Source organism: Flavobacterium sp. Root420 (assembly GCF_001427905.1).
GTDB lineage: Bacteria > Bacteroidota > Bacteroidia > Flavobacteriales > Flavobacteriaceae > Flavobacterium.
The window spans coordinates 702,181-728,051 of the sequence record NZ_LMEF01000029.1 but is presented as its reverse complement, the minus strand read 5'-3'; the positions used below and the strand labels follow the sequence as shown (position 1 = coordinate 728,051).

General features: G+C 35.6%; 14 protein-coding genes and 1 pseudogene. 3 read left to right on the top strand and 12 right to left on the bottom strand.

What is annotated here, in order from left to right; all coding sequences use genetic code 11:
* Window positions 1–206: 206 nt before the first annotated feature.
* From ASC72_RS17225 to ASC72_RS17195, 8 genes and pseudogenes are all read right to left on the bottom strand, one after another.
* Window positions 207–1,838 carry a beta-N-acetylhexosaminidase gene (locus ASC72_RS17225; protein ID WP_056193432.1) on the bottom strand — a complete coding sequence of 544 codons (1,632 nt, stop codon included), beginning with the start codon at window positions 1,836–1,838 and terminating at the stop codon, window positions 207–209.
* A 30-nt stretch (window positions 1,839–1,868) separates the two neighbouring features.
* On the bottom strand, window positions 1,869–2,723 hold the full coding sequence (locus ASC72_RS17220) for a fumarylacetoacetate hydrolase family protein (RefSeq protein ID WP_056193429.1): 855 nt from the start codon (window positions 2,721–2,723) through the stop codon (window positions 1,869–1,871).
* A gap of 174 nt (window positions 2,724–2,897) precedes the next feature.
* Window positions 2,898–3,615: pseudogene (locus tag ASC72_RS17215) on the bottom strand (SDR family NAD(P)-dependent oxidoreductase); the annotation flags it as partial.
* Between the two features lies 1 nt (window position 3,616).
* A partial coding sequence (locus ASC72_RS24620; RefSeq protein ID WP_241775746.1) for an SDR family NAD(P)-dependent oxidoreductase occupies window positions 3,617–3,770 on the bottom strand: 154 nt, incomplete at its 3' end.
* Window positions 3,771–3,795: 25 nt separating this feature from the next.
* Window positions 3,796–5,415: a UxaA family hydrolase gene (locus tag ASC72_RS17210; RefSeq protein WP_241775742.1), complete on the bottom strand. Its 1,620-nt coding sequence runs from the start codon at window positions 5,413–5,415 to the stop codon at window positions 3,796–3,798.
* A gap of 53 nt (window positions 5,416–5,468) precedes the next feature.
* Window positions 5,469–6,758, bottom strand: coding sequence for an L-fucose:H+ symporter permease (fucP, locus tag ASC72_RS17205; protein WP_082564357.1), 1,290 nt, complete (start codon window positions 6,756–6,758; stop codon window positions 5,469–5,471).
* A gap of 212 nt (window positions 6,759–6,970) precedes the next feature.
* The gene (locus ASC72_RS17200; RefSeq protein WP_056193423.1) at window positions 6,971–9,229 is read right to left on the bottom strand and encodes a GH92 family glycosyl hydrolase; all 2,259 of its coding nucleotides are present in this window, start codon (window positions 9,227–9,229) and stop codon (window positions 6,971–6,973) included.
* 81 nt (window positions 9,230–9,310) lie between these two features.
* Window positions 9,311–11,464, bottom strand: coding sequence for a glycoside hydrolase family 3 N-terminal domain-containing protein (locus ASC72_RS17195; protein WP_056193420.1), 2,154 nt, complete (start codon window positions 11,462–11,464; stop codon window positions 9,311–9,313).
* A 459-nt stretch (window positions 11,465–11,923) separates the two neighbouring features.
* Between ASC72_RS17195 and ASC72_RS17190 the strand changes: the two genes are divergently transcribed.
* From ASC72_RS17190 to ASC72_RS17180, 3 genes are all read left to right on the top strand, one after another.
* Window positions 11,924–13,597, top strand: a complete 1,674-nt coding sequence (locus tag ASC72_RS17190) for a GLPGLI family protein (RefSeq protein WP_056193417.1) — start codon at window positions 11,924–11,926, stop codon at window positions 13,595–13,597.
* 196 nt (window positions 13,598–13,793) lie between these two features.
* Window positions 13,794–15,125, top strand: coding sequence for an alpha-L-fucosidase (locus tag ASC72_RS17185; protein ID WP_082564343.1), 1,332 nt, complete (start codon window positions 13,794–13,796; stop codon window positions 15,123–15,125).
* 20 nt (window positions 15,126–15,145) lie between these two features.
* Window positions 15,146–16,114 (top strand): M20/M25/M40 family metallo-hydrolase, encoded by a 969-nt coding sequence (locus ASC72_RS17180; protein ID WP_082564342.1) that lies wholly within the window; start codon window positions 15,146–15,148, stop codon window positions 16,112–16,114.
* Between the two features lie 311 nt (window positions 16,115–16,425).
* On the opposite strand, the gene ASC72_RS17175 is transcribed toward ASC72_RS17180, so the two are convergent.
* The 4 genes from ASC72_RS17175 to ASC72_RS17160 form a co-directional block, all read right to left on the bottom strand.
* Window positions 16,426–17,994, bottom strand: coding sequence for a SusD/RagB family nutrient-binding outer membrane lipoprotein (locus ASC72_RS17175; RefSeq protein ID WP_056193410.1), 1,569 nt, complete (start codon window positions 17,992–17,994; stop codon window positions 16,426–16,428).
* 30 nt (window positions 17,995–18,024) lie between these two features.
* Window positions 18,025–21,357, bottom strand: coding sequence for a SusC/RagA family TonB-linked outer membrane protein (locus ASC72_RS17170; protein ID WP_056193407.1), 3,333 nt, complete (start codon window positions 21,355–21,357; stop codon window positions 18,025–18,027).
* A gap of 276 nt (window positions 21,358–21,633) precedes the next feature.
* Entirely contained in the window at window positions 21,634–22,650 is a 1,017-nt protein-coding gene (locus ASC72_RS17165; protein WP_056193404.1) for a LacI family DNA-binding transcriptional regulator, read from the bottom strand.
* A gap of 542 nt (window positions 22,651–23,192) precedes the next feature.
* The gene (locus ASC72_RS17160; protein ID WP_056193402.1) at window positions 23,193–25,862 is read right to left on the bottom strand and encodes a glycoside hydrolase family 3 C-terminal domain-containing protein; all 2,670 of its coding nucleotides are present in this window, start codon (window positions 25,860–25,862) and stop codon (window positions 23,193–23,195) included.
* Between the last annotated feature and the right edge of the window lie 9 nt (window positions 25,863–25,871).

Below are 25,871 nucleotides of genomic sequence, written 5' to 3'. Positions count from 1 at the left end.
AACGGAACATTGACCGGATATTATCCGTATCAGGAAGTTCTATTTATATTGATCTGTATTTAGATCAAGTTAAGATATGCTTTACGTTAATTAAAAAAAATAAGCATCACAGCAACTTAAATTAATTTAAACGCATACTATAAAAAAACGAGGAACTAATGATTCCTCGTTTTCTTTTTAAAATCTTTCTACTTCAATACGAACTGTTATTCTTTAAAATAATTCGCTCCCCAGATTGTATATCTTTTTTTCATGGTTTCAATTTTTGTTTGAAACTCCGGCCAGTTTTTGTTTTCTTTTGGAGACCATAATACTTCACTCAAAGCACTCAAACGCGGGAAAATCATATACTCTACTTTTGCAGGATTTGCCATATATTCTGTCCAGACATTTCCTTGTGCTCCTAAAACATATTTTGCCTGTTGTTCATTTAATTCTTTAGGAATTGGCTCATAATTATAAACCGTCTCTATTGGCAAATAACCTCCGATCGTAACTTCCTTTTCATTCTTGGTTTGAGAATGATCTAAATAAACATGGCTACCTGGTGTCATAATAACCGGATGATTTTCTTTTGCGGCTGCAATTCCGCCTTCTTCGCCTCTCCAGCTCATTACCACAGCGTTTGGAGCAAGACCACCTTCTAATATTTCATCCCAGCCAATTAAGGTTCTTCCTTTTCCATTAATGTATTTTTCCATGCGCTGAATAAAATAACTTTGAAGGCCGTGCTCATCCTTCAAATCTTTTTCTTTTATTAATTGCTGGCAAAATTCGCTTCTTTTCCAGGTATCTTTGGGAGCTTCATCACCACCAATATGAATGTATTTGGAAGGAAATAAGGCAATAACTTCATCCAAAACATTTTGTAGAAACTCAAAAGTATATTCACTGGGAACATAAACATCCGAATGAACTCCCCAGGTTTCCTGAACAATTTTATTTCTTCCGTTTGCCATTTCCTCTTTACTTTTTGCTGAAATCATAGTATCAGGAAGTTGTGTTTTCTCGTTAGGGAAACAGCTCAGCTCCGGATATGCCGCAATAGCAGCGCTACCATGCCCTGGCATTTCAATTTCCGGAATTACCGTAATAAACCGATCTGAAGCATATTTTACAATATCTTTTACTTCTTCCTGGGTATAAAAACCTTGTTCTGGTGTGTTATCGCTTCCTTTACCCGGGTAGCTTCCAATGATGCTTCCGTTTCTCTTAGAGCCTATTTCAGTCAGTTTAGGATATTTTTTTATTTCGATTCTCCATCCCTGATCTTCCGTTAAATGCCAATGAAAATAATTCATTTTGTGCAAAGCCAGATAATCAATAAATTTCTTCACAAAAGCAACCGGAAAATAGTGACGCCCAACATCCAACATTGCTCCCCTGTAAACAAAACGAGGCTCATCTTTCACTTCTACTGCTGCAATCGCAAGACTTTTGCTTTTTTCAACAGGCAATAATTGAATTAGGGTTTGCATTCCATAAAAAGTACCAATAGCAGCATTTCCTGTAATTTCAACACCGTTTTTATCTGATATAAGAATATAGCCTTCACTTTTAAGGCCTTCAATATTCTTTTGACTGCTTAATTTGATGTAATTTTTATTTGCTTTTTTAGCAATAGGCAATACAAAACCATAATAATTAAATAAATAACCATTCAAAAAAGTAGCCGTAGCATTATCTTCTTTATTGGTAACAACCAAACTTGTTTGTGACGTAATCACAAAATTTCCGGTATTTCTAACAACTTTTACTGGCTGCGGAATAATATTTACTTCCTGTGCAAACGACAATGTACTGCATAAAAGAAGTGAAAAGAATAATGACTTGACCATGTTTATTATTATTAATTATTACCAATTTTATTATTTAGTATAGGCAACTGCAGTTTGTTTACTACTCCCTAAACCTTCAATTCCAAGTTCCACCACATCACCCGCTTTAAGGTAAATAGGATCCGGTTTAATTCCCAAACCAACTCCAGGAGGTGTTCCTGTACTGATGATATCACCAGGAAGCAGAGTCATAAACTGGCTTAGATAATGTACTAAAAATGGAATTTTGAAAACCAGATTCAATGTATTACTGTCCTGGTATTTTTTACCGTTTACCGTAAGCCACATCGATAAATTGTCAACATCCTTTACTTCATCTTTTGTAGCTAAGAAGGGTCCAAGAGGCGCAAAGGTGTCGCTTCCTTTTCCTTTTGCCCATTGCCCTCCACGCTCGATTTGAAAAGCTCTTTCACTATAATCGTTAAGTAATGCATATCCTGCAACATAATCCAAAGCTTCGGCTTCTTCTACATAACTTGCTTTTTTACCCACCACAAAGGCTAGTTCTACTTCCCAGTCTGTTTTTTCACTGTTCTTTGGAATGATCAAATTGTCATTTGGTCCGCACAAAGAAGTAGTCGATTTAAAAAAGATAATAGGTTCTGTTGGAATTGGCGCATTGGTTTCCAAACAATGGTCTACATAATTCAGTCCAATACAAATTATTTTTGAAGGTCTCGCCACCGGAGAACCTAAACGTATATTTGCATCCACTTCCGGTAAAGTCGGATTACTATCTAATGCTTTCTGTAATTTCTCCAGGCCATTTTCTTCAAAAAAACTTTCGTTAAAGTCAGTTACAATTGACGAAACATCATATCTCTTTTCACCAATTAAAACTCCTGGTTTTTCTTTTCCTATCTCTCCAAAACGTATTAATTTCATTTTTTTTCTTTTTTTAAGGTTCTAAGGTACTAAGTTCCTAAGGTCCTAAGGTTTTTTTCTTAGTACCTCAGAACCTAAGCCTCTTAGTCCCTTTTTTTTATTAATCATTTTTTTCGGTGCTGAGAAGCTTAAATACTAAAAAGCCTTAGTGCCTCAGCACCTTAGCCCCTTTTCTCAATTATTTAACTTGATAAATCCTCCGTCGATTGGGTAATCGCAACCGGTGATGAATCCGGCTTCGTCGCTGCATAAGTACAAGGCTAACGCTGCGATTTCGTCTGGTTTTCCCATTCTTCCTATTGGTTGTGACTGGGATAATTTTTCGAACATTTCTTCTTCTTTTCCGGCATAATTTTTCGAAATAAAACCATCAACAAAAGGGGTGTGAACCCTTGCCGGGGAAATAGAATTACAACGAATATTTTCTTTTATGTAATCCTTGGCTACTGATAAAGTCATGGCCATAACAGCTCCTTTTGCAGTTGAATAAGCAAATCGATCCGGGATTCCAACCCAGGCCGCAATTGATGCCATGTTGATAATGACACCCCCATTTGAAAGCCGGAATTGTGGAATCGCTGCAAACAAACAGTTGTACACTCCTTTTACATTTACCTCCATAACACGATCAAAATCTGCTGCCGGTGTAGTGTCTACTTTACCAACATGTGCTATTCCGGCATTGTTGATTAGAATATTGATATTGCCTATTTTTTCGAATGTTGCTGCAACTTCTTCCTGGTTGGCTACATTGCAGGCATACGAAAATACTTTTCCGCCATTTACTTTTATTTCGTCAACAGCAGTTTTAGCACTTTCTTCTGTTAATTCAATAATATGGACTTCAGCTCCCTGCTTTGCAAATAAAACCGAAATGGCTTTCCCAATTCCGNCTTTTATTTCGTCAACAGCAGTTTTAGCACTTTCTTCTGTTAATTCAATAATATGGACTTCAGCTCCCTGCTTTGCAAATAAAACCGAAATGGCTTTCCCAATTCCACTTCCGCCACCGGTAACAACCGTTTTTTTGTTTTGTAATGAAAACATATATTTTTATTTAAAATTTTAAAATTTATAGCGAAACTCCTCGTTTCCAAGGAATAAAATCATCCTGGTTTAATAAAACTGCCTTTGGAATAATTTCACCGCTTGCTGCTTTAATGCAATATTCCAAAATATCTTCACCCATTTCTTCAATCGACTTTTCGCCGCTAATTATCGATCCACAATCGATATCAATAATATCACTCATTTTATTTGCGAGAACAGAGTTGGTAGCCACCTTAATAACCGGGCAAACCGGATTTCCGGTTGGAGTTCCTAATCCTGTGGTAAACAATATTAAAGTTGCTCCGGCTGCCGCTTTACCGGTTGTTGCCTCCACATCATTTCCTGGTGTGCAAACCAAACTTAAACCTGATTTTGTGGCTGGTTCCGTATAATCTAATACATCAACCACGGGTGCTGTTCCTCCTTTTTTAGCTGCTCCGGCGCTTTTTATGGCATCCGTTATTAATCCGTCTTTGATATTTCCTGGTGATGGATTCATATGAAATCCTGACCCTACTTTATGCGCCAAAGCATCATAAGACTGCATTAAATCAATGAATTTTTTAGCAACCGGTTCTGATATACAACGATCAATTAAATTCTGCTCTACTCCACATAATTCAGGGAATTCTGCCAGTAATACTTTACCACCCAAAGCCACCAATAAATCAGAAGTATAACCTACAGCCGGATTAGCAGAAACACCACTAAAACCATCACTTCCTCCGCATTTAACTCCCAAACATAATTCGCTTAATGGTGCCGGAACTCTTTCTTGTTTGTTTATTTCAATTAAGCCTTCAAAAGTCTTTTTAATGGCATCGGCAATCAATTGTTCTTCACTTTTTGACTGTTGTTGCTCAAAAATAAATATCGGTTTATCAAAAGAAGGATTCTGCTTTTTAACATCATTAGTAAAATCCTGCACTTGCAAATGTTGACATCCTAAACTTAATACTGTAATTCCTGCTACATTTGGATGATTCGCGTATGAAGCCAATAAAGCACTCAAGGTAGCTGAATCCTGACGCGTACCTCCGCAACCACCCTGATGATTTAGGAATTTGATTCCGTCTACGTTTTTAAAAACCTTATTTGCATTATAATCCGGCGTCAATTGTACATCAATTGTCTCCAGGCTTTCTCCTTTTTTATAGGCCTCAAGTAAATGATGCGTATACTGCGTATACTTATCACTTACTGAATAACCTAATTCATTATGCAAAGCTTCACGTATGACATCAAGATTTCGGTTTTCACAAAATACAGTTGGTACAAATAACCAATAATTGGCTGTTCCAAAGCGACCATCATTTCTTTTATATCCTTTAAAAGTCCTGTCTTTATATTTTGATACATCCGGTGCCTGCCATTCAAATTCAACATCGCGATACTGATACGGTTCTGCAGCATGTTTAAGATTTTCTGTTGTCATGAGACTGCCTTTTGCAACATCATTTTGCACTTTTCCAACCAGGACGCCGTACATAATTATCTCAGCTCCCTCTTTCAGATCACTGGTATAAAATTTATGTTTTGCCTTAATTGTATCCTGAAGGATATAAGTCTCTTTTTCAAAAGTTACACTTTCTCCTTTTGCCAAATCTGTTAAGGCCACCAGTACATTGTCTTCCGGGTGCATTTTTATCACCAGCCTTTTAACTCCGTTTTCTAACATATTATATAAAATAGAATTTATGCTTTATTTGTTTTATGTCCGTTAAATGCGAACAATAGTATTACTGAAAAACAGATCAGCGGAACTACATAACCATTCTGAATACTTCCTGTAACATCTGAAATATATCCTAAAACCGGAGGCAGTAAAGCTCCCCCAACTATTGACATTACAATCAGTGAAGACCCTATTTTGGTATTGTGTCCGAGTCCGTCAATTCCCATTGAAAAAATCGTTGGAAACATGATACTCATAAAAAATGCAATTGCGATTAACGTATACACGACTATCATTCCTGTTCCTATAATTGCAAGTACTGATAACAGTATCGTAATGATCGAATAAATGATCAATAATTTCCGTGGCTGTATATATTGCATGAAAAATGTTCCTGCGAAACGACCTAACATAAAGGCAAGTCCATAAAAACCTAAATATTTGGCCGCTGTATCTTCATCTAAACCAGCTGAAGTTGTCGCCATTTTGATAAAAAAACTTGCTACACAAACTTGTGCTCCAACATAAAAGAATTGTGCTAAAATTCCCCATCGTAAACGCATTGAACTCAAAGCTCCGGCAAAACTCGCTCCGTCTACTCCTTCTTTATCTTCATCTTTTACATCTGGCATATTGGTAAAATAAAAAACTACAGCTACTGATAAAATAATCAATCCTAATATCAAATAAGGCATTTTGACACTTGCCGCTTCTTCTAAAATATGAGCGTGTAATGCAGCGGGCGTCATGACATTTAATTCAGCCTGAGTTAAGTTTTTTCCGGATAAAATCATTGGTCCAATATATGCGGGCGCAATAAAAGCCGCCAATCCATTAAACGATTGTGAAAAATTCAATCTTTTGGTCGCTGTTTCAGATGGTCCCAAAATGGTTACATAAGGATTTGCCGCTGTTTCCAAAAACGTAAGTCCGCATGCAATTACAAACAAAGCCCCCAGAAAATAAATATATTGTAGAGAATTGGCAGCAGGAACAAACAAAATAGAACCAATACCAAACAAAACCAATCCGATCATGATACCAGATTTATAACCGTATTTTCTCATGATATAACCTGCAGGCAAAGCCATGACAAAATAGGCGATGAAAACCGAAGAATCAATTAAAGAAGATTCTAAATCTGTTAGATTAAATGCTTTTCTTAAATGCGGAATAAGTATAGGATCTAAATTGTGTACAAATCCCCAGAAAAAAAACAAACTGGTTACCAATATAAAAGGAAACAGCCATTTTTTATTTTCTTTAGAACCAACATTCTTTTCAATATCTATCTGAGTTATTAATGCCATATATTTTTTATTAAATTCATACATTTTTAGTAATATAAAAATATAATACCTGAAGTATAATAATTAATTCAATATTACCCTTGTTTAATTAGTAATTATCTTTTTTTCCTGAAATTAGACCAAATAAAAAATGTGCTTACCAAAAGTCCGGAAAAACATTTCTATTCGTGATAAATAAAAAATATCTTTCCGGACTCATTCCTTCAAATAATTTATTCTGCAGAATAAGGTCTGTCTTTAGCAGCAACTCCCCAAGTTTTAGAAGGTTTTCCTCCCATAGTAAAAATCAATTCTCCACCCTTTATAATGTCCGAATGAAGCAGGTAACTTTTGGTATATGCTTTTCCGTTCAGTGTTGCTTTTTGGATGTAAATATTTTTTGGGCTATTATTTAAAGCCTTCACTGTAAAACTTTTTCCATCGGCTAAATTCAGGACCGATTCATCCATAGCTGGACTTCCGATAACATACATTCCGTTGAAAGGATTTACAGAATACATTCCCAAAGTACTCCAAACATACCAGGCTGACATTTGTCCGACATCTTCGTTTCCGCACAATCCATCCGGTTTATCACTATATAAATTATCAACAATATAACGTACTTTCTCAGCTGTTTTCCAGGGTTGTCCTACGAAATTATATAAGTAAGTAATATGATGGCTTGGTTCGTTCCCATGAGCATATTGTCCAATCAAACCCGTAATATCATTTGAAGCTTCAGTTCCCATATCACCTTTAACGGTAAACAAATTATCCAGTTTTTTTGTAAAAGGTTTTTCTCCCCCCAACATCGCAATCAGTCCTTCAACATCGTGAGGCACTAACCACGTGTATTGCCATGCATTTCCTTCGGCAAAATCATCTTTCATATGGGCAGATTTAAATGGGTCAAAAGGGGTTCTCCATTGGGTATCGCTTACTTTTCCGCGTACAAAGGTGGTCGAGGCATCATAATATTTTTTATAGGCTTTTGAGCGATTGAAGGAGTAATTATAATCTTCCGTTTTGCCCATTTTTTTAGCCATCATCGCAATCGCACCATCAGAGATTGCATATTCCATTCCGATCGCTACGGATTCTTTTAGACTATCTGCCGGAATGTACCCTATTTTTTTGACGAAGTTCAATCCGCGGTCGTCCTGCATGGCAGTTGCTTTTACTGCTTCAAAAGCCAATTCACCATCAATTCCTTTGATTCCTTTTAAATAGGCATCGGCAACAATCTGAATGGCACTGTTTCCAGGCATACAATAGGTTTCATTCCCCATCAAATGCCAAACCGGAAGATGTCCTGATTCCTGATAAATCGCCAACATCGTATTGACCATATCCGAAACTTTCTCTGTTTGTGTTAAGGTAAATAAAGGGTTTGCACCTCTATACGTATCCCACAGCGAAAAAGTGGTCAAATTGGTAAATCCTGCGGCTTTATGAACCTGTTTGTCTGAACCATAATAATCGCCATTGCTATCATTGTAAATCGAAGGTGCAATCATGGTGTGATATAAAGCCGTGTAGAACGTTTTCATTTTGGCAATATCACTAGATTTTATCGCAATTTTATTCAACTCTTTATTCCATTTTTCATCAGCCTGACTTACTACTTTTTCAAAGTCCCATCCTGCGATTTCTTTTTTAATATTCATTAGAGCGTTATCCATGCTTACTGCCGAGATTCCCACTTTAATTTTTATTACTTCATCTTTTGAAGTCGAAAATTGAATCACTGCTTTTGCACTGTCTCCCAAAACAACCTTATTGATCATTTCTTTTGTACTGTTGTACAATTGGATTTTCTTAGCCGGTTTTGACAAAATTGCGGCAAAATAAATTCGTTGGTCATTTGCCCAGCCTTTAGAAAATCGATACCCTTCGATCAAAGTATCATTTTTTACACGGATGTAAGTATCTACAGCCTTATCCCAGCCAATTCCTTCAACCAAATCCAGAATGATATGTGATTTATCCGAAGCCGGAAAAGTGTATTTTTGAAAACCAACTCTTTCAGAGGCCGTCATTTCTGCCTTAATTCCGTTTTTCTTCAAAATAACCGAATAATAACCTGGTTTCGCAACTTCGTCTTTATGGTCAAAACCAGAAATATAGCCGTTCTCCATGTCTTTGGCAGTTCCTTTTTTCAGATTTACTTTACCAACCGCAGGCATGAAAAGAAAATCACCAAGATCACCAATTCCGGTTCCGCTCAAATGCGTGTGTGAAAATCCGATAATAGTGGGGTCAGAATAATGATAACCCGAACACCAATCCCAGCCTTGTGAAATATTGACAGGCCCTAGCTGAACGGCTCCAAAGGGTACATTTGCTCCCATGAAAACATGCCCGTGAAATCCCGTCCCAATAAAAGGATCTACATATTGTGTCCAATTTTGCTTAGAACTCTGACTATTCACCTGCAGCGTACAAACTCCTAAAAGTGCAAAAAATGCTGATTTAAAAATTTTATTCATTTCTTCTATTATTTTACACAAAGAGCAAAGCAATAAAATCTTGCCTCTTGCTTCTTTACTCTATTTTCTATCCTCTATATTCTATTTCCCAATTTCAAAACTCGTTTCCAGCATTGCATCTCTCGAATTCGAACCGATTTTCACTTTATATTGTCCTTCGTAAATTTTAAACTGTTTTTTAGTATCATCCCATTTTTGAAGTTCTGTTAATGGAATTTCCAATGTAATTGTTTTTGAATCCCCTTTAGAAATAGATATTCTTTTAAAAGCCTTCAATTCTTTTAATGGCATTCGGTCTATATTTGGATATTCGATATAAACCTGAGCCACTTCATCAGCATTATAATTTCCGGTGTTTTCAATTTTTATTTGTATTGAAATTTTATCAGACGTCGTTTTAATATTCTCCGGTTTTTGAATCCAATTGTATCCAAAAGTCGTGTAGCTTAATCCAAAACCAAAAGGATATTGTACTTCCTTATCAAAATAACGATAGGTACGGCCTGCCATCGCATAGCTGCTGTAATCCGGTAGATCACTAAAAGATTTATAAAAACTAACTGGTAAATGTCCTGACGGAGATACTTTTCCGAAAAGAAGATTAGCCAAAGCAGTTCCGCCTTGTTCGCCCGGATACCACGCAAAAACAATAGCATCAACATAAGGTTCAATTGCCGAAATATCAACAGCACTACCTCCGGTAATTACAGCTACAAGAGGCGTTTTGGTTCCTTTTCTAAGTGCTTTAATGTAGGCAATATGTGAAGCCGGCAAATCCATATTTTTTCGATCCCCTTTTCCATCAGCCAGGAAAGCATCGCCTTCTTCGCCCTCATAAACGGGTGTAAAACCAATTACAGCAATCGTCAAATCGGCTAAAGAAGCAGCCCAGACTCCTCCAAAATTGGTTGTATCTGTAAAGTCGCAACCCATATCGTATTCTATACGAGTATCAGGATCAACAGCTCCGGCAATTCCTTCCACAAAATTCACAGCCTTATCTGTAATTCCATGATAATTCCCTAACAGAGCATCCAAAGAAGCAGCGTTTGGCCCTACCACCATCAGCGATTTATAATCTTCTTTTTTCAGAGGCAGTAACTTTGTTTTCTTCTCACCTACTTCTCCATTTTTCAATAAAACCATACTCTGCTCTGCCATTTTTCGGCTTAGATTTCTATGGTAAGTATTGGCTATACTGTCAATACCATATTTTCGATACGGATTGTCTTCCGGTTTATCATAAAATCCTAATTTGAATTGTGTTCGCAATGTTGGAGCCAAAGCATTATCAATGTCTTTTTGGGTAATTAATTTCTGATTCAGAGCATTGATAGCATCTTTTTGTAACAGACCGCTGCAATCCATATTCACGCCTCTTTTTATCGCTTCTGCTGCAACAGCTACACTGTTTGGCAACGTTTTGTGTCCTTCATAAATGTCCTGTAATGCCCAACAATCGGTTACTACATGTCCTCCGAATTTCCATTCTTTACGTAAAATATCCTGCAGCAATGTTTTACCGGTACAACAAGGCTCAGAATTCACGCGATTGTAAGCGCACATTACTGTTTCTACCTTAGCATCAACAAGTTTTTTGAAAGCATATAAATATGTTTCTCTCAAATCTTTTTCATCTACAATAACATCAATAGAATGTCTTGTTTTTTCAGGTCCGCTATGTACGGCAAAATGTTTGGCACAAGCTGCCGTTTTCATGTATTTTGGATCTGTTCCCTGTAATCCTTTGATGTAAGCTGTTCCCATTTTTCCGGTCAGAAAAGGATCTTCTCCATAGGTTTCCTGTCCTCTTCCCCAACGTGGATCCCTAAATATATTGATGTTTGGTGACCAAAAATTTAATCCCATATATTGTAAACGACGATCCTTGGCAACTGCCATATTGTTCTTTGCTCTGGCTTCAGTCGAAATAGAATTCGCTACTTCATTTAATAAATCATCATTAAAGGAAGCCGACATTCCTATAGCCTGTGGAAAAACAGTTGCTTTACCCGCTCTCGCTACGCCATGTAAGGATTCATTCCACCAATTGTATTGCGGGATGTCCAATCGCTTAATTGCTTTGCTTTCAAATCCTAACAAGGAAATTTTCTCTTCAGTGGTCAATTGTTTCAATAAATCGTCTACTCTTTTATCAATTGATAAATTCTGATTTTTATAAGGAAATGCTTTTTGCTGGCCTTGCAGCATACTTATGCCGAAACAAAAAAACATTATTAAACTGTAGCTTTTTAAACAATTCATTATTGTATTTTAATTATGTTAATACTAAAACAATGGTAACACTTTAAACTTAAGCGTTTTATATAATACAAAAAAAAAGTATTTTACTGTATTTTCTGCTAAATTTATATTCTTTTAAAAATTGAAAGGTATTGGGACTTCTATTTATATATTAATTCAATATTATCTTTGTTTAATCAATTTTTACCTTTTGATAAAACAAAACAGTGTTACTTCCTGTTACAATTCAAAAATATTTATCTTAGCTTTTGAGAAAAAATTAGCTCAGATCATAATCACTATTTCTTAAACGTATAATACTAGAACACAATGGAATCAGGGTTTTATTCGTCTTTAATTAAATCGATTTAGTAAAATAACGAAACCTCTTTTAATTTACCAAAATAACCGTCAGTTTTTATTCAGGGAGCTGATCAACAAAACCATAACATGAAGAAAATTTTATTTACATTCTTTGCTCTTTGCCTAATCAATTTATCTTTTGCTCAAAAAACAAACAGCGCCATTAAAATTACTTACCTAAGAAGTTATAACGGAAAAGTAAATCCGAATCAGGATCCGTTGTTTTTATACGCTTCTAAAGATTTGAGTTTGATTACAACAGATAAAATCATGCAACAAAAAGCAGATCTTCCTTTTGAGCAAACTTTTGTTGATTTCAAAACCAAAACCATTTTACAATTAGCGCAACTCAAAACCAACAAATTGATTCTCAATCAGGATAATGAAGCTTTGGAAAAACAAAAATTTGAATTCACAACGGAAACCAAAAAGATTCTAAATTTCAATTGCAAAAAAGCAATAACCATAGTGAATTCGAATAAAATCGAAATTTGGTACACCAATGAATTGGGACTAAAAGGCGGCCCAAGTGTTTTGGGACAAGATTTAGGTTTGGTTTTGGAAACTATTCGTAACGGAAATAGTATTGTTACGGCTACCAAAATTGAGTATTTAAAAGCAGTTCCAACCATTCTTTCAATACCAGCGGTTCCCGAAGTGGATCAACTGACCTATAAAGATTTATTGTGGAAAAGTCGTTTTATAAATATTTCTGTTTTCAACAAAGAACAAATTCACTTTGTAAATGATGCAAAATCGAATGACAGTGTCTTTAGATACGCGAGCGGAACGGTAATTGTTCGAAAAATAAAATTCCCGGAAATAAAAAAAGGAAGTTCTATTTATGTGGATGTGACGCAACAATCAAATGGTGATGCTTACGATAGAACCGGTTCGGTTTTTATGATTCCGATGGATAAAAAAAGCTCGTTTTTGGACGGATTAAAAAATGGAGTGAAAACATTACCGGTTTATGAAAACGGAAATGGCAAACAATATCAGGGCGTTGCCGCAACAGACAACTATGCACCTTTGCTGGAATTGATGCGCTTTTTTACTCCTTTTGGGGTAAAGCACTTTAATTATTTACAATTAAAAAATAAGGTTTGGCAGGATAGTGTTTTCTATCGTCAGGACATTTCACTTTTACAGCCTAAATTGAGTAATCAGGAAGTGTATATCGGAATGTTTATTGGAAATTATGATGCAGGCGGACATAAAGCAAGTTTAAACATTACAATTCATGAGGGAGAAGATAACAATCCAAAAGGCGATTTTATTTTACCTCTTTTCAATACACTAAACGTAATGGAAATGGCAGGACAAGAATATGCCACCATGTTTGATAACGAAAAAGGACTGGAAATGACTTTTGATGTTCCGCAGGGATATAAAAATTTTAAATTGAGTTACACCACCACAGGCCACGGAGGCTGGGAAAATGGTGATGAATTTTTACAGAAAAAGAACACTATTTTTATTGATGGAAAAGAAGTTTTTGGATTCACGCCATGGCGCACCGATTGCGGTTCGTATCGTTTGAGCAATCCGGCTTCGGGAAATTTTGGCAACGGATTATCATCTTCTGATGAAAGCCGTTCTAACTGGTGTCCGGGAACCACTACCAATCCAAATCTTATTGATTTAGGAAATCTTTCGCCAGGAAAACATACTATTCGCGTATTCATTCCGCTTGGAAAACCGGAAGGAACCAGCAGCAGCGCATGGAATGTTTCCGGATTTTTGATTGGAGAAAGGTAATTGATGATTAAATTTAGATAATATCGACTTACTGACTATGCTAAAGTCTTTATACATTTAAATTTCTAAAAACGTAAATTAATTAAGCACAATGAATTATGACTTTTGTCAATGAATTGTCATTTTATTCTAAATGCTTATTAGTTCTGGTTTTCACTATTAAAACTTTACTATCAAACCACCTAACTTAAAAAACATGAAAAAAACCACACTTTGCCTGCTGTTTTTCTCGATGAGCATGACAGCATTATTAGCACAAACTTATACTCCATTAGAAGGAAATCTAAAAAACAGACAAGAATTTCAGGATGATAAATTCGGAATGTTCATTCACTTTGGCCCATACAGCGTTCTTGGGAATGGTGAATGGATTATGACCACCCAAAATATAAAAGTTACCGAATACGGAAGATTGCTTAACGTTTTTAATCCACAGGATTTTGATGCCAAAAAATGGGTTGGCATTGCAAAAGCGGCCGGGATGAAATACATCACTTTTACGACTCGCCACCACGACGGTTTTAGCAATTTTGACACCAAATTATCCGATTGGAAAATTACAAATACCCATTTCAAAAGAGATTTATTAAAAGAATTAGCCGACGAATGTCATAAAGAAGGTATTAAATTGTTTTGTTACTATTCACTTCTGGACTGGACCAGAACAGATTATCAATATGAAACAGGAAAAACAGGACAAGGAACAGGCCGAACTAAAAAGAGCGACTGGAACAGTTATATTGCTTTTATGAAAGGTCAGTTAACAGAGTTACTGACCAATTACGGGGCAATCAGCGGAATCTGGTTTGACGGACATTGGGATCAATTGGATAACGACACCGATAAAACATTAACATCAAAAGTAAACTGGCACTATGATGAAATTTACAAATTGATTCATTCCATCCAGCCGAATTGTTTAATCTCTAACAATCATCATCTTACTCCAATTCAGGGCGAAGATTTTCAGGCTTTTGAAAAAGATTTACCAGGTGCAAATACTTCTGGATTTGGCGGACAATCTATTTCTCAATTGCCTTTGGAAACCTGCGAAACCATGAACAATTCCTGGGGTTTTAATATCAATGACAGAAAATATAAATCGACTAAAGATTTACTGCATTACTTAATAAATGCTGCCAGTTTAAATGCTAATTTTCTTTTGAATGTTGGGCCAATGGCTGACGGAACAATTCAGCCTGAATTTGTTGCAACTTTGAAAGAAATAGGAATCTGGATGGATAAAAATGGAAACAGTATTTACGGGACAAGAGGTAACGTAATGAAGCCACAAGACTGGGGCGTATTTACTGCTAAAGATAAAATTTGGTTTGCACATATCATCAATGCTCCAAAACAACCTAATTATATTTTTATCCCTGAAATGAAACAAAAAATAAAAAAATGTTATTTGATGGGTGGCAAAAAAGAACTGAAATTCAAACAACAACCAGAAGGAACTTTTGTGTATTTGGATGGCGTAAAAATGGATGCAATCGATACAATAATCGAAATGCAGATACAATAAGGCTCATAAATTATCATAACATGTTTAATAAAATTCTTTCCCTTTCTATTGTTTCTTTAATAGCAACTGAAAAAGGAACTGCACAATCTACATTTTCAGCCGAAAGGTTCCTGAAACACGATACCTATTTAGCTTCGGATAAATTAGAAGGGCGTCTTGCCGGAACTAAAGGAAATAACGAAGCGGCGGCTTACATTAAAAAATATTTTAAAAAATTTGAATTGAAAAAATTCAATAACGATTATTATCAGCCGTTCAAAATATTCATAAAACCCGACATCAACAAAATGAAATCGGACAGCGTATCGACTCAAAATGTTGTGGGTTATATCGAAGGCTCAGATGAAAATCTGAAAAAAGAATTCATTGTAATCGGTGCACATTATGACCATTGGGGCTGGGGCGGAAAAGGTTCCGGCAGCAAGAAAAAAGATACACTTGCGATTCATAACGGAGCCGATGATAATGCTTCAGGAGTTTCGGCTCTTTTATCTATTTTGGAAGAATTTCATCGTAAAAAAACCGCTCCAAAAAGAAGTATTATTTTCATCTCTTTCAGTGCTGAAGAAGAAGGTTTATTGGGTTCGAAGTATTTTGTCAATCATCTGCCTGTAGATAAAAATGCCGTAAAAGTGATGATCAACATGGATATGGTTGGTCGGCTAAATGATAAAAAAGAATTATACATGGGCGGTGCCGGCACTTTTCCGGACGGTGTAGAACTGATGAAAAAACTAGGGGAAGGCAGCGGACTGAATCCAATTGTTTTTGCGGGAGACGTTGGTGGTTCTGATCATGTTACTTTTTATAAAAATGATATTTCCGCTATCGGCTTACACACAGGCGGGCATCCACAATACCATACACCGGAAGACGATACCGCTTTGATAAATAGCGAAGGAGCTGTTTTGGTTTCCAAATATATTTACAATGCTCTGACTGCAATTGCCAACTACGAGCAACCTCTAACTTTTATCAAACAAAACTAAAATAGATAGTCTTTCCTACTGTGTTTTTAGAGTAAGCAAAGATCAAAAATAAAAAATCGGCGAACTACAGTAAAATAAACTGCAAATTCGCCTTTTTTTTATGCTTTATAGTTACCAATATTTAGAAAATTCTTTTATTTCCTGTAAACAAAGTTTCAATTTATCTATCACTAATTACCTCTAACATTGATACTTATAGTGACATTGTCATTGATATTGTAATTGATATCCAAAAAGAAACCCCATCCTCCGTGATGATCCGGACTCTGGGGTTTCTTACTAATAAACAAAATAATTAATTTAAAGAAGGATTACTTTACGTCCCAGAAAATTTTAGTGCTTAAGTTATCTTTATCCTTAACAGTATTATAATTATCTGTATTATAAACTCTCTCAGAATTTGGATAAGTCCAACGTGTTGGAGGTGTTTTTCTGATACTACTTGTTCCATCTTCCATAAAAGTTAATGCCGGAAGTTTTAGTCTTCTTTGTTCAGCCCAGGACTCATCAGCCTGCATGATATTGTAATGGATATACTTTTGGAAAGCAATTAACTTCAATTGATCAGCAGCTGTTAAGGCTCCGGCAAAGTTAATTTTAAGGATATAAGCCTCAATTTCAGCAGTTGTTGGCTCCGTTGTTGGTTTCCATGTAACATCATCAGCTTTATCACCTAATCGTACATAGTATTCAACCGACTGTCTGATCGCTTTCTCGAAATATGTTTTTGCTGTAGTAGCATTTCCATTTCTTGAATAATATTCTGCAAGAATCAGGTTTACTTCGGCTGCATTGATTAATGTACCAGGTAACCATTTATTTCTGCTAATTACAGATCTATTGTAGATTGCTAGTGTACCCTCAAGAATTAATTGATCCTGGTCTCCTGATAACATCATTGGATCTAGTCCTACATAAGTTGTACTTATTCCTTTTTCAAATAACCAAGCTTCACGAGGATCACTATTAGCATTCATGTGATCGATCATTGTTTTTGGAGCAATATTGTTGTTCCAGGACTCCATAGCATCTTTAAAACCTGCAGAATTTAATCCTGTATCAGCATTTTGATCATAAACTCTAAATGCAATATTTTCTGCATTTTCATCTACAATTTTTGCTTCAGCAATAATTTCACCCATTTCTGTATTGGCCCTTGCTGATAAAGCAGGAACTCCTGAAGCCCTGTTCAACATTCTTAAACGTAAAGAATTGCAATAGTTCTTCCAGCTTATCAGGTTTCCTTTATTAATCAGGTCCTGATTTTTGAATACTGTTTCTACACCCTGAGCCAAAGTAATTGAATTCAATTCAGTAGAAAAGGCTTTCAAATCGTCTAACATTTTAACATAAAGCTCTGTTTGATTGTCATATTTAGCTGATGCTTCGGCATAATTACCTCCTGTAAAACTAATTTTACCCGCTTCAGAGAAAGGAATATCTCCAAAGTTATCAATCATTTTTGCCGTATGATCATACAAATAAATGGTTGCCGTAATCATGTAAATTCTATTTGCAGCCTGATCAGCAGGAGATGAAGAAGCCATTACTTTTTCCAGCTCTCTGTATTGGGCAATAAATTTGTAATACCTCTTCCATCTGTCCTCTACAGCAGCTCCCGGAATATAACGTCCCGTTGTATTAGTAAACCCGTGTGCCTGGGTATAACTTAAAGAAGTCGTTCTTAGAACTGTAAAATAATTCCAATACGCTGGAATTACATCCTCATAGTTAATTTTCATGAACCCGGCAAACTGTTTAGGCACAGTTGTCGTTGTTACTGTAGATGGGTCTCTATATGCCTCTGCAAAATCATTATCGGAACAAGAGCCTAAAAAAATTGCTGCTGTCGCTAATGATATATATAATAATTTTCTCATGTTGTCTGTTTTTAATTATAATTTATCCAATTAGAAAGATGCTCTCAACATTACTCCGTAACTTCTTGTTGATGGAGCCAATCCAGCATTGTTTACGTTTTTATCCCATCTGGATCCTGAAGTGGTAGCCTCAGCATCCATATCTTTAATAGTTCTGTAGATATAAAACAAATTACGTCCAAAGAAAGACAAACTTAATTTAGTAGCTCCAAATTTACTGGCATAAGATGCTGGTACATTAAACGCAAAAGAAACCTCTCTTAACTTAACATAATCATTTTTCTGAATATACAATTCATAACGTGAGCTACTGTACTGTGGTCCTCCCCAGTTGTAAGTCTGATTATAATATCCTGCCTGAGAGATCACAGTTGTATTTTTAGTACCATCAGTATTAACACCGTCCATTAACATACCATCGCGGAATAATGGTTGCCCTCCCGGTCCGGCAGTTGCACTATTAGGCACCTGAACTCCTTTACCATTGTCCATATAATATGTTAAACCACCACGATCATTTGTACTATAATTCAATGTTTCCTCTGTTAAACCTCTAGATTTCATCCAATTAATACCAGTTGGCATTAAATAACCTCCATAAGAATAATCAATATTTACATCTAATGTAAAACTTTTATAGGTAAATGAATTCAACAAACCTCCCACACCTTTAGGCATAGCTGTTCCGTATTTTACCCATTTATCGCCATCAATCATATAGTAACCGTCAGCGTCAACCATTTTATTACCATTAGCATCTGTTTTAACAGGGTGCGCATAGATACCTCCCATCGGATCACCTACTACCGATTTCAATTGAGCAGCAGATCCATCATAGTCAGCATGTAACAACTCCGTTGCGCCGTTGGCTAATGATACAACTTTATTTATGTTTTTTGCCCAGTTTAAAGTTACATCCCAAGAGAAACTTTCTGTTCTGAAAGGAGAACCTGTCAGCGCTACTTCAAATCCTTTATTACTCAACTCTCCTACGTTAGCTAATATTTTACTTGCTCCTGTAGTTTGAGCCAGAGTCAAATCAAGAATTTGATCTTTAATTTTTGCATTGTAATAAGAAAAATCTAATCCTAATCTTCTGTCGAAAAATTTAGTTTCGAAACCAAGCTCGTATTCATTTTTCATTTCAGGTTTGATTCCCTCATTTCCATACTTGTCCTGAGAATTTGTAACCAAAACCGGGTTTGAAGTTCCCTGATTTCCCAATGTTTTTTGTTCGAATGCCACATTTGCTCTGTAACGATCCGGATAGTTACCTACAATACCCCAAGAGCCACGCATTTTTGCATAACTGATAAACTCTGGTAATTGTACCGCATCTGACAATACAAAACTTGAGTTTACTGACGGATAAGTAAAAGCATTATTATTTGGGTTCATCGTAGAAGTACGGTCTCTTCTGATCGTTCCTTCAACGAACAAATAATTTCTGAAGCTACCACTTAAGGTTCCAAAAACAGCATCTTTTACAGTCTCTTCCCTTTTTGAAGTACTCGTTGCTGTACCTATAGAAGAATTGATATCATACCATCCTTCAACACTTAAACCACGATAAGTAGAACGAGATAATGTTCTAAAAGTTTCTTTTGTACCAGAATAACCAAGAACAGCATTTACGCCAAAATCTTCATTGATTTTTTTGTTGTAGGTCAATAATAAATCACCGTAAAGAATATTATAGTCCTGTCCCTCCATCATAAAGGACCCAGAAGTATCTCCATCTCCCCCAAATTGATAAACCAGAGGTATTTCTACAGGATTTTTGTTTTCTATATTTACTGCACTTAAATCAGTTGAGATGCGACCACGTAATGCTAAATCATTGGTAATCGAAAGCGTCTCAGTAACACTCGCAATCAAACGGTTTGTAATCTCACTTTGTTGTTTAGCATTTGTGTTCCAGAAATAATCCCCAATATCAGCTTTGAAACCATTATAAATAATGTTTTCGCTTGGTGTCAAACTTTGACCAGTTACACCTCTAACATATTTGTATCCTAAACTGGTTTTATATTTAGCTCTGTACCAATCACCATTATCAAATGTACCAATCATACCCGTAAAATTATTTACCAAACGATCCATGGCAAAAGTACGGTTCTGTAAATTTTGATTCATATAACTAACAATAACATCCGTTTTCAGCTTACCTGTTTTGAATGATGCATTTACGTTAAAATTGTTCTTTTTGTTATGATTCCCCATACTCAATCCTTCTGATTCAATACGTGTGTAAGAAAAACGAATATTACTATTTTCAGTACTGTTTGTAAGAGCAAAGTTTGTTGTCGAATCCCAAGAATTCTGGAACATATTTTTGTATCCGTCTCTTTGAGCAGTATACGGACGTATTACTCCATCCCATGAAATAACAGGTTTACCGTCAAACCAAGGACCAAAGTTGCTTGAATAATTTTGAACCCCTCTTGTTTCCTTACTGCCATTACCATCTACATCATAATAAGTAAATCCGTCAGCTTCATATCCTCCATCTACATAAGAAGTAGGATAACCCGGTCCTCTTTCGTATTGAAATCTAGGCAAATATGCAATTTCATTACCCGAGTAACTCGTACTAAAGTCAACACCTAAACCTTTTTTCCCTTTACCAGATTTGGAAGTAATTAATACAACCCCATTTACAGCCTCAGAACCGTATAATGCAGCAGCAGAAGCTCCTTTAAGAATCGAAATATTCTCAATATCTTCAGGGTTAATATCTGCTAAACCATTATTTTTAACACGTTGTTGATTCCAGTAGTCATTGTTGTCAACCTCTCCATCACGAATTGGCACACCATCTAAAATGATAAGTGGCTGATTTCTTCCAGTGATAGAGTTAATTCCACGGATCTGAATATTGATAGCTCCAGCTCCTCCCGGAGTAGAACTAATACGAACACCTGGTGCTTTACCATATAAAGAGTTAGCAATAGTTGGTGAAGCTGTTTTTACGATTGCATCTGCTTTAATAATACTTGTAGCATACCCAATTGATTTGTTCTTTTTAGTTTGCCCCAATGCAGTTACCGTAACGCCTTCAAGTTCATTAGTACTACTTGCTAATTTTATTTTCATTCCGTCAACAGCTTTTAATTCTGTTGTTTTAAAGCCTATTGAGCTTACTACGATAGTAGCACCTTCTCTTACAGAGATTGTAAACGCTCCATTCTCATCTGTAATCGTTTCTACTTTTGTTCCTTTTTCTTTAACAATAACTGATGGAACGGGCAAATTTGCATTATCTGTAATTACCCCAGAGATTGTTGTGTTTTGCGCTTTCGCATTTTGAAAGCACAATACCATTAGAAAAACTAACAGCGATTCATATAACAGTTTTCTCATAATTAATATTAGTTTGGTTTGGTTTTTAAATTTTGTTTGAATTGAAGATTTCGATTTCTAAAAAATATGGAATACTAAAATCTTTAATTTTAAATTACCGGCTTCTCCTTATCAGAATTAGGTAATAATTTTCTCGATTAATACTCTGTTTCTTTTATATCATAAGCTTTTTGTTTGTTTAATAATTTGTTTAAGTTTTCTGAATTATTCTCTGAAATTGTGGTTTACAAGCACTATAACGTTTTAGTGTTTTGACTTTAAAAAAAGGCATTTTAATTATCCTACCGATTCTCTTATAATTAAATTGCCTTTTTTCTTCTCTTTTTCAATTTTATAATTACTTCCGTCATTCATTTGCATCATTAATAACCTTACTGCTTTTTTTCCCATTTCTTCAATTGGTTGGGATAAAACGGTTATAGAGGGCGAATGCAATCTAAAACTGTCGTGATCATCAAAACTAATTACTGCTTTATCAGTTGGGATTTTTAATTTCAATTTACTTAAGGACTGCAAGCCCGCCAGCAACAAATAATTTGCCCCAAACAATACAGCATCTATTTCGGAGCTACTGCTCAAAAAAACAGCAATCTTTTCTATTCTTTCCTCTTCAGGAATATGGTATTCCAAATCAAGTATTTTAGCTTCATCATACAAGCCTGCTTTTTTCATCGCATTACTGTAACCCTCTTTTCTGAACCGCATCTGAATTAACTGTGAGTAATTACTAATAAACGCAATTTTTTTAAACCCTTTTTCCAAAAGATAATTGGTTGCTGTTTCTCCTCCCTCAAAATTATCAAGCACGACATGGCTTACCTCTTGTTCTTCAAAATAACGGTCAACTAAAACAACCGGACATTGAAGTTCTGATAAGCGGTCTATAGTTGCTTTCATATTTTCTGTAGGAGTGATAATAAACCCATCTACATTAGCCTGTAACAGGCTATTCACTAACTCAATTGCACGAGCGTCATCTCCGCCTGTACTACAATAAAATACTCTATAATTTAAGTTTATTGCCTCTCTCTCAATTATTCTTGCCAAATCAGAAAAAAACTGATTTGAGATATCTTCGACAATAAGCCCAATAGATCTTGTTTTACCAGTTCTTAAACTACTGGCGATCATATTGAGTTTGAATTTCATTTCTCCGCTAATTGTAAGAACTTTTTCAATCACTTCTTTTCTAATCCCCATCTTCTCTCCCTTATCGTTCAGAACAAATGAAACCGTAGTTACCGATACATTTGCTGCTTTCGCGATATCTTTGATAGTGATCTTTTTGCTCATTAAATGTTAACTTTTTCTTAAACCTTAGTTAATTACTATTAGCAAATATATATTTAATAAAACGATTTACAAAAACGTTTTAGTATTTTTTTTATTTGTTATTATTACACTTAATATTTTATAGAAATAATTCTGATTTAAAATCACAACAGTCTATATATTAAATAAATACATATTATTTAATGAATAGCTTTCTTTAATAAACACCGCAAAAACACCTCTTGTTTTGATAAAAATTAAAGCCTCAAAAAAAGCCACTCAAAAATCAAAAAAATTATGATATTATTAACATAAATAGCTAATACTTAAAATTCATTTAACATTTTAATTACCCTTTTTTTTCGAACTTTTTTGCAAGCGTCATTTCTGTTTTTTCACCTTTTATAAAATTGATTCCGCAAAATTATTTTCATCTCCTATGTCTCTACTTTTGCTTCAATTGTAGTATTTTAAAACTTTTAAGTATTTTTTTACATTTTTTAAAAATCCTTGATCAAAACCGATTTCAAAAATTTATTTTGCATTACTTTTTGATTTAAAATCTACTCTGTAACCGTAAGAATTTCTCTCAATCGAATATCTCTGGAAGATGCGCCAATCATAATTCTGAAATCACCTGGTTCAACAACCCATTTCATATCATTATTCAACATTTGCAAAGTTTCTTTGTTGATGTCAAACGAAATTTCTTTTGATTCTCCTGCTTTAAGTGAAATTCTCTGAAAACCTTTAAGCTGTTTAATTGGCTGTGCAATAGATGCCAAAACATCACGTACATACAGCTGAATCACTTCATCACCGTCAATAGAACTGGTATTTTTTATGGTACAATACACTTTCGTAGTTTCCGATTTTCCTATTTGTTTTTTGTCAAATCGCAAATTGCTATAGTCAAAAGTGGAGTAACTCAAGCCGTATCCAAAAGGAAATAAAGGCGCACCGTTCAAATTCGTATAGTCATCTGAACGCCCTGTTGGTTTGTGGTTGTACACCAATGGCAATTGTCCCTCAAAAACAGGAAAAGTAATTGGCAGACGTCCAGCAGGGTTTTTATCACCAAACAAAATATTCGCAACAGCATGTCCACCATCTTCACCCGGATACCAAACATCTAAAATTGAAGGCACATTATTGATCCATTTGTCCATGGTAATCGCGCTTCCTCCAACCAAAACAACTACAACCGGTTTTCCTGTTGCAGCGACAGCATTTATTAATTCTTCCTGATGTCCCAACAAACCTAAATAAGCTCTGTCATTAAACTCACCTTCTTCAATTCCGGCAGCAATTACCGCCACATCTGATTTTTTTGCGACAGCTACCGCTTCGTCAATTTTATTTTGCCAATCGTTGTTTACACCTACATTCCAAACCAATTTGAATTTGGCATAGCCCTGCGATTCAAAAAACTCTACTTTGATGTCGTATTCTTTGTCTTTTTCAAAGCTGAAATCCACCAATTTTGTTGAATAGGTTTGGCTTTTCCAATGGTCAATAACCCGTTTTCCATTCAAATACAAACGGTAACCATCATTGCCTTCAAAACCAATTTTATAAGTTCCTGCTACAGGAGATTTGATCTTTCCGGTCCATTTAGCCGAATAAAAATCATAATTGATTTTTGCCTGATCCGGAGAATATAAAGTCCAGTCAAAATTGATTGAATTATCTACTCTTGTCACAACCGGCCTTCCACTTAATTGAACGTTATTGAAATATTCCCCTGCCAATCCGTTTACTGATTTCCCTTTTTCAACACTAAATAAATTTGCAGTTGGCACCGGAATATATTCTGTATTTTTTCTTGCACAACCATCGGCAAGATTAATCGTAACCGATTTTCCTAATTTCGCTTTGATTCCTTCAAGCATATTTACTTTTCCGTTGCCCGGACCACTATAGCCGCCCAAACGAGCTTCGGTAATATCATTTCCTATTAAGGCAATTGATTTTATTGATTTTCTAAGAGGCAAAACATTGTTTTCATTTTTCAGCAAAACCATTCCTTTTTCGGCCGCCTCTCTTGATACTAATTTGTGAAGCGGATTTCCGTTCCATTTATTTGTTTCTTTTTCGTCTGCATACGGATTTTCAAACAATCCCAATTCAAATTTCAATCTCAAAACTCTCGCAACGGATTCGTCGATATTTTTCATATCTATTCTTCCGTCTAAGAAAGGTGGTTGAAATAATTTATAATGATCATAAGCCGTTTGAAAAATCACGTCTAAACCATTGTTGATCGCATTGGCACCTGATTCCGGATAATCTTTTGCAGTATAATGCAACACATTTCCTCCTCCAACAGCATTTGCATCTGAAATAATGAATCCTTTAAAATTCATTTCCCCTTTTAGTTTTTTATTCAACAACCAATCGTTGGCTGTACACGGGCTTCCGTTTAAAGAATTATAAGATGTCATAACGCTACGACTTCCTCCCTCAGTAAAGCAGGCGCGAAACGGAGGAAGTTGATACTCTTCCAGATAACGTTCATTGTAATCAATTGGGTAGCTATCACGACCGCCGTCTCCGCTGTTTGCAAGAAAATGTTTGGGCGTTGTAATTACACCTCTTTCCTCAAAAGAAGACACATAAGCCACTCCCATTTTTGAAGAAAGAAAAGGATCTTCACCATAGGTTTCCTCTACACGTCCCCAACGAACATCAGAAGCAAGATTTACCACGGGCGATAAAATCTGACGAATTCCACGACTTTTCGATTCCATTGCAATAGCAGTTGAAACTCTTTTTACCAATGCCGGATCAAATGTTGCAGCCAATGAAATAGATTGAGGAAAAGCCGTTGCGCCATCTCTAACTAATCCGTGCAAAGCTTCATCAAAAGCAATAATCGGAATACCAAGACGTGTTTTTTCAACAAAATAATGCTGAATTTTATTAATCAATTTTACAGTTTCCTGAGCATTACTTGCTGCACTGTAATCTAAAATTTGATTGCTGGCATCAGTACTTCCTTTAGCACTTACCTGAAAACCAAAAATTCCATTTTTATAATTCTCAGCTCCATCAGACAAATCGCCGGGAATCATGAACATTTGCCAAAATTTTTCTTCAATCGTCATTCGGGATAATAAATCCTGAACGCGTTCTTCAACGGGTAATTTCGGGTTTTTATACTTTGGAGTGTTTTGGGAAAACAGAATTTGAACTCCAAGAAATAAAGCTGTTAAAAGTACTTTTTTGTTCATAATTGTACT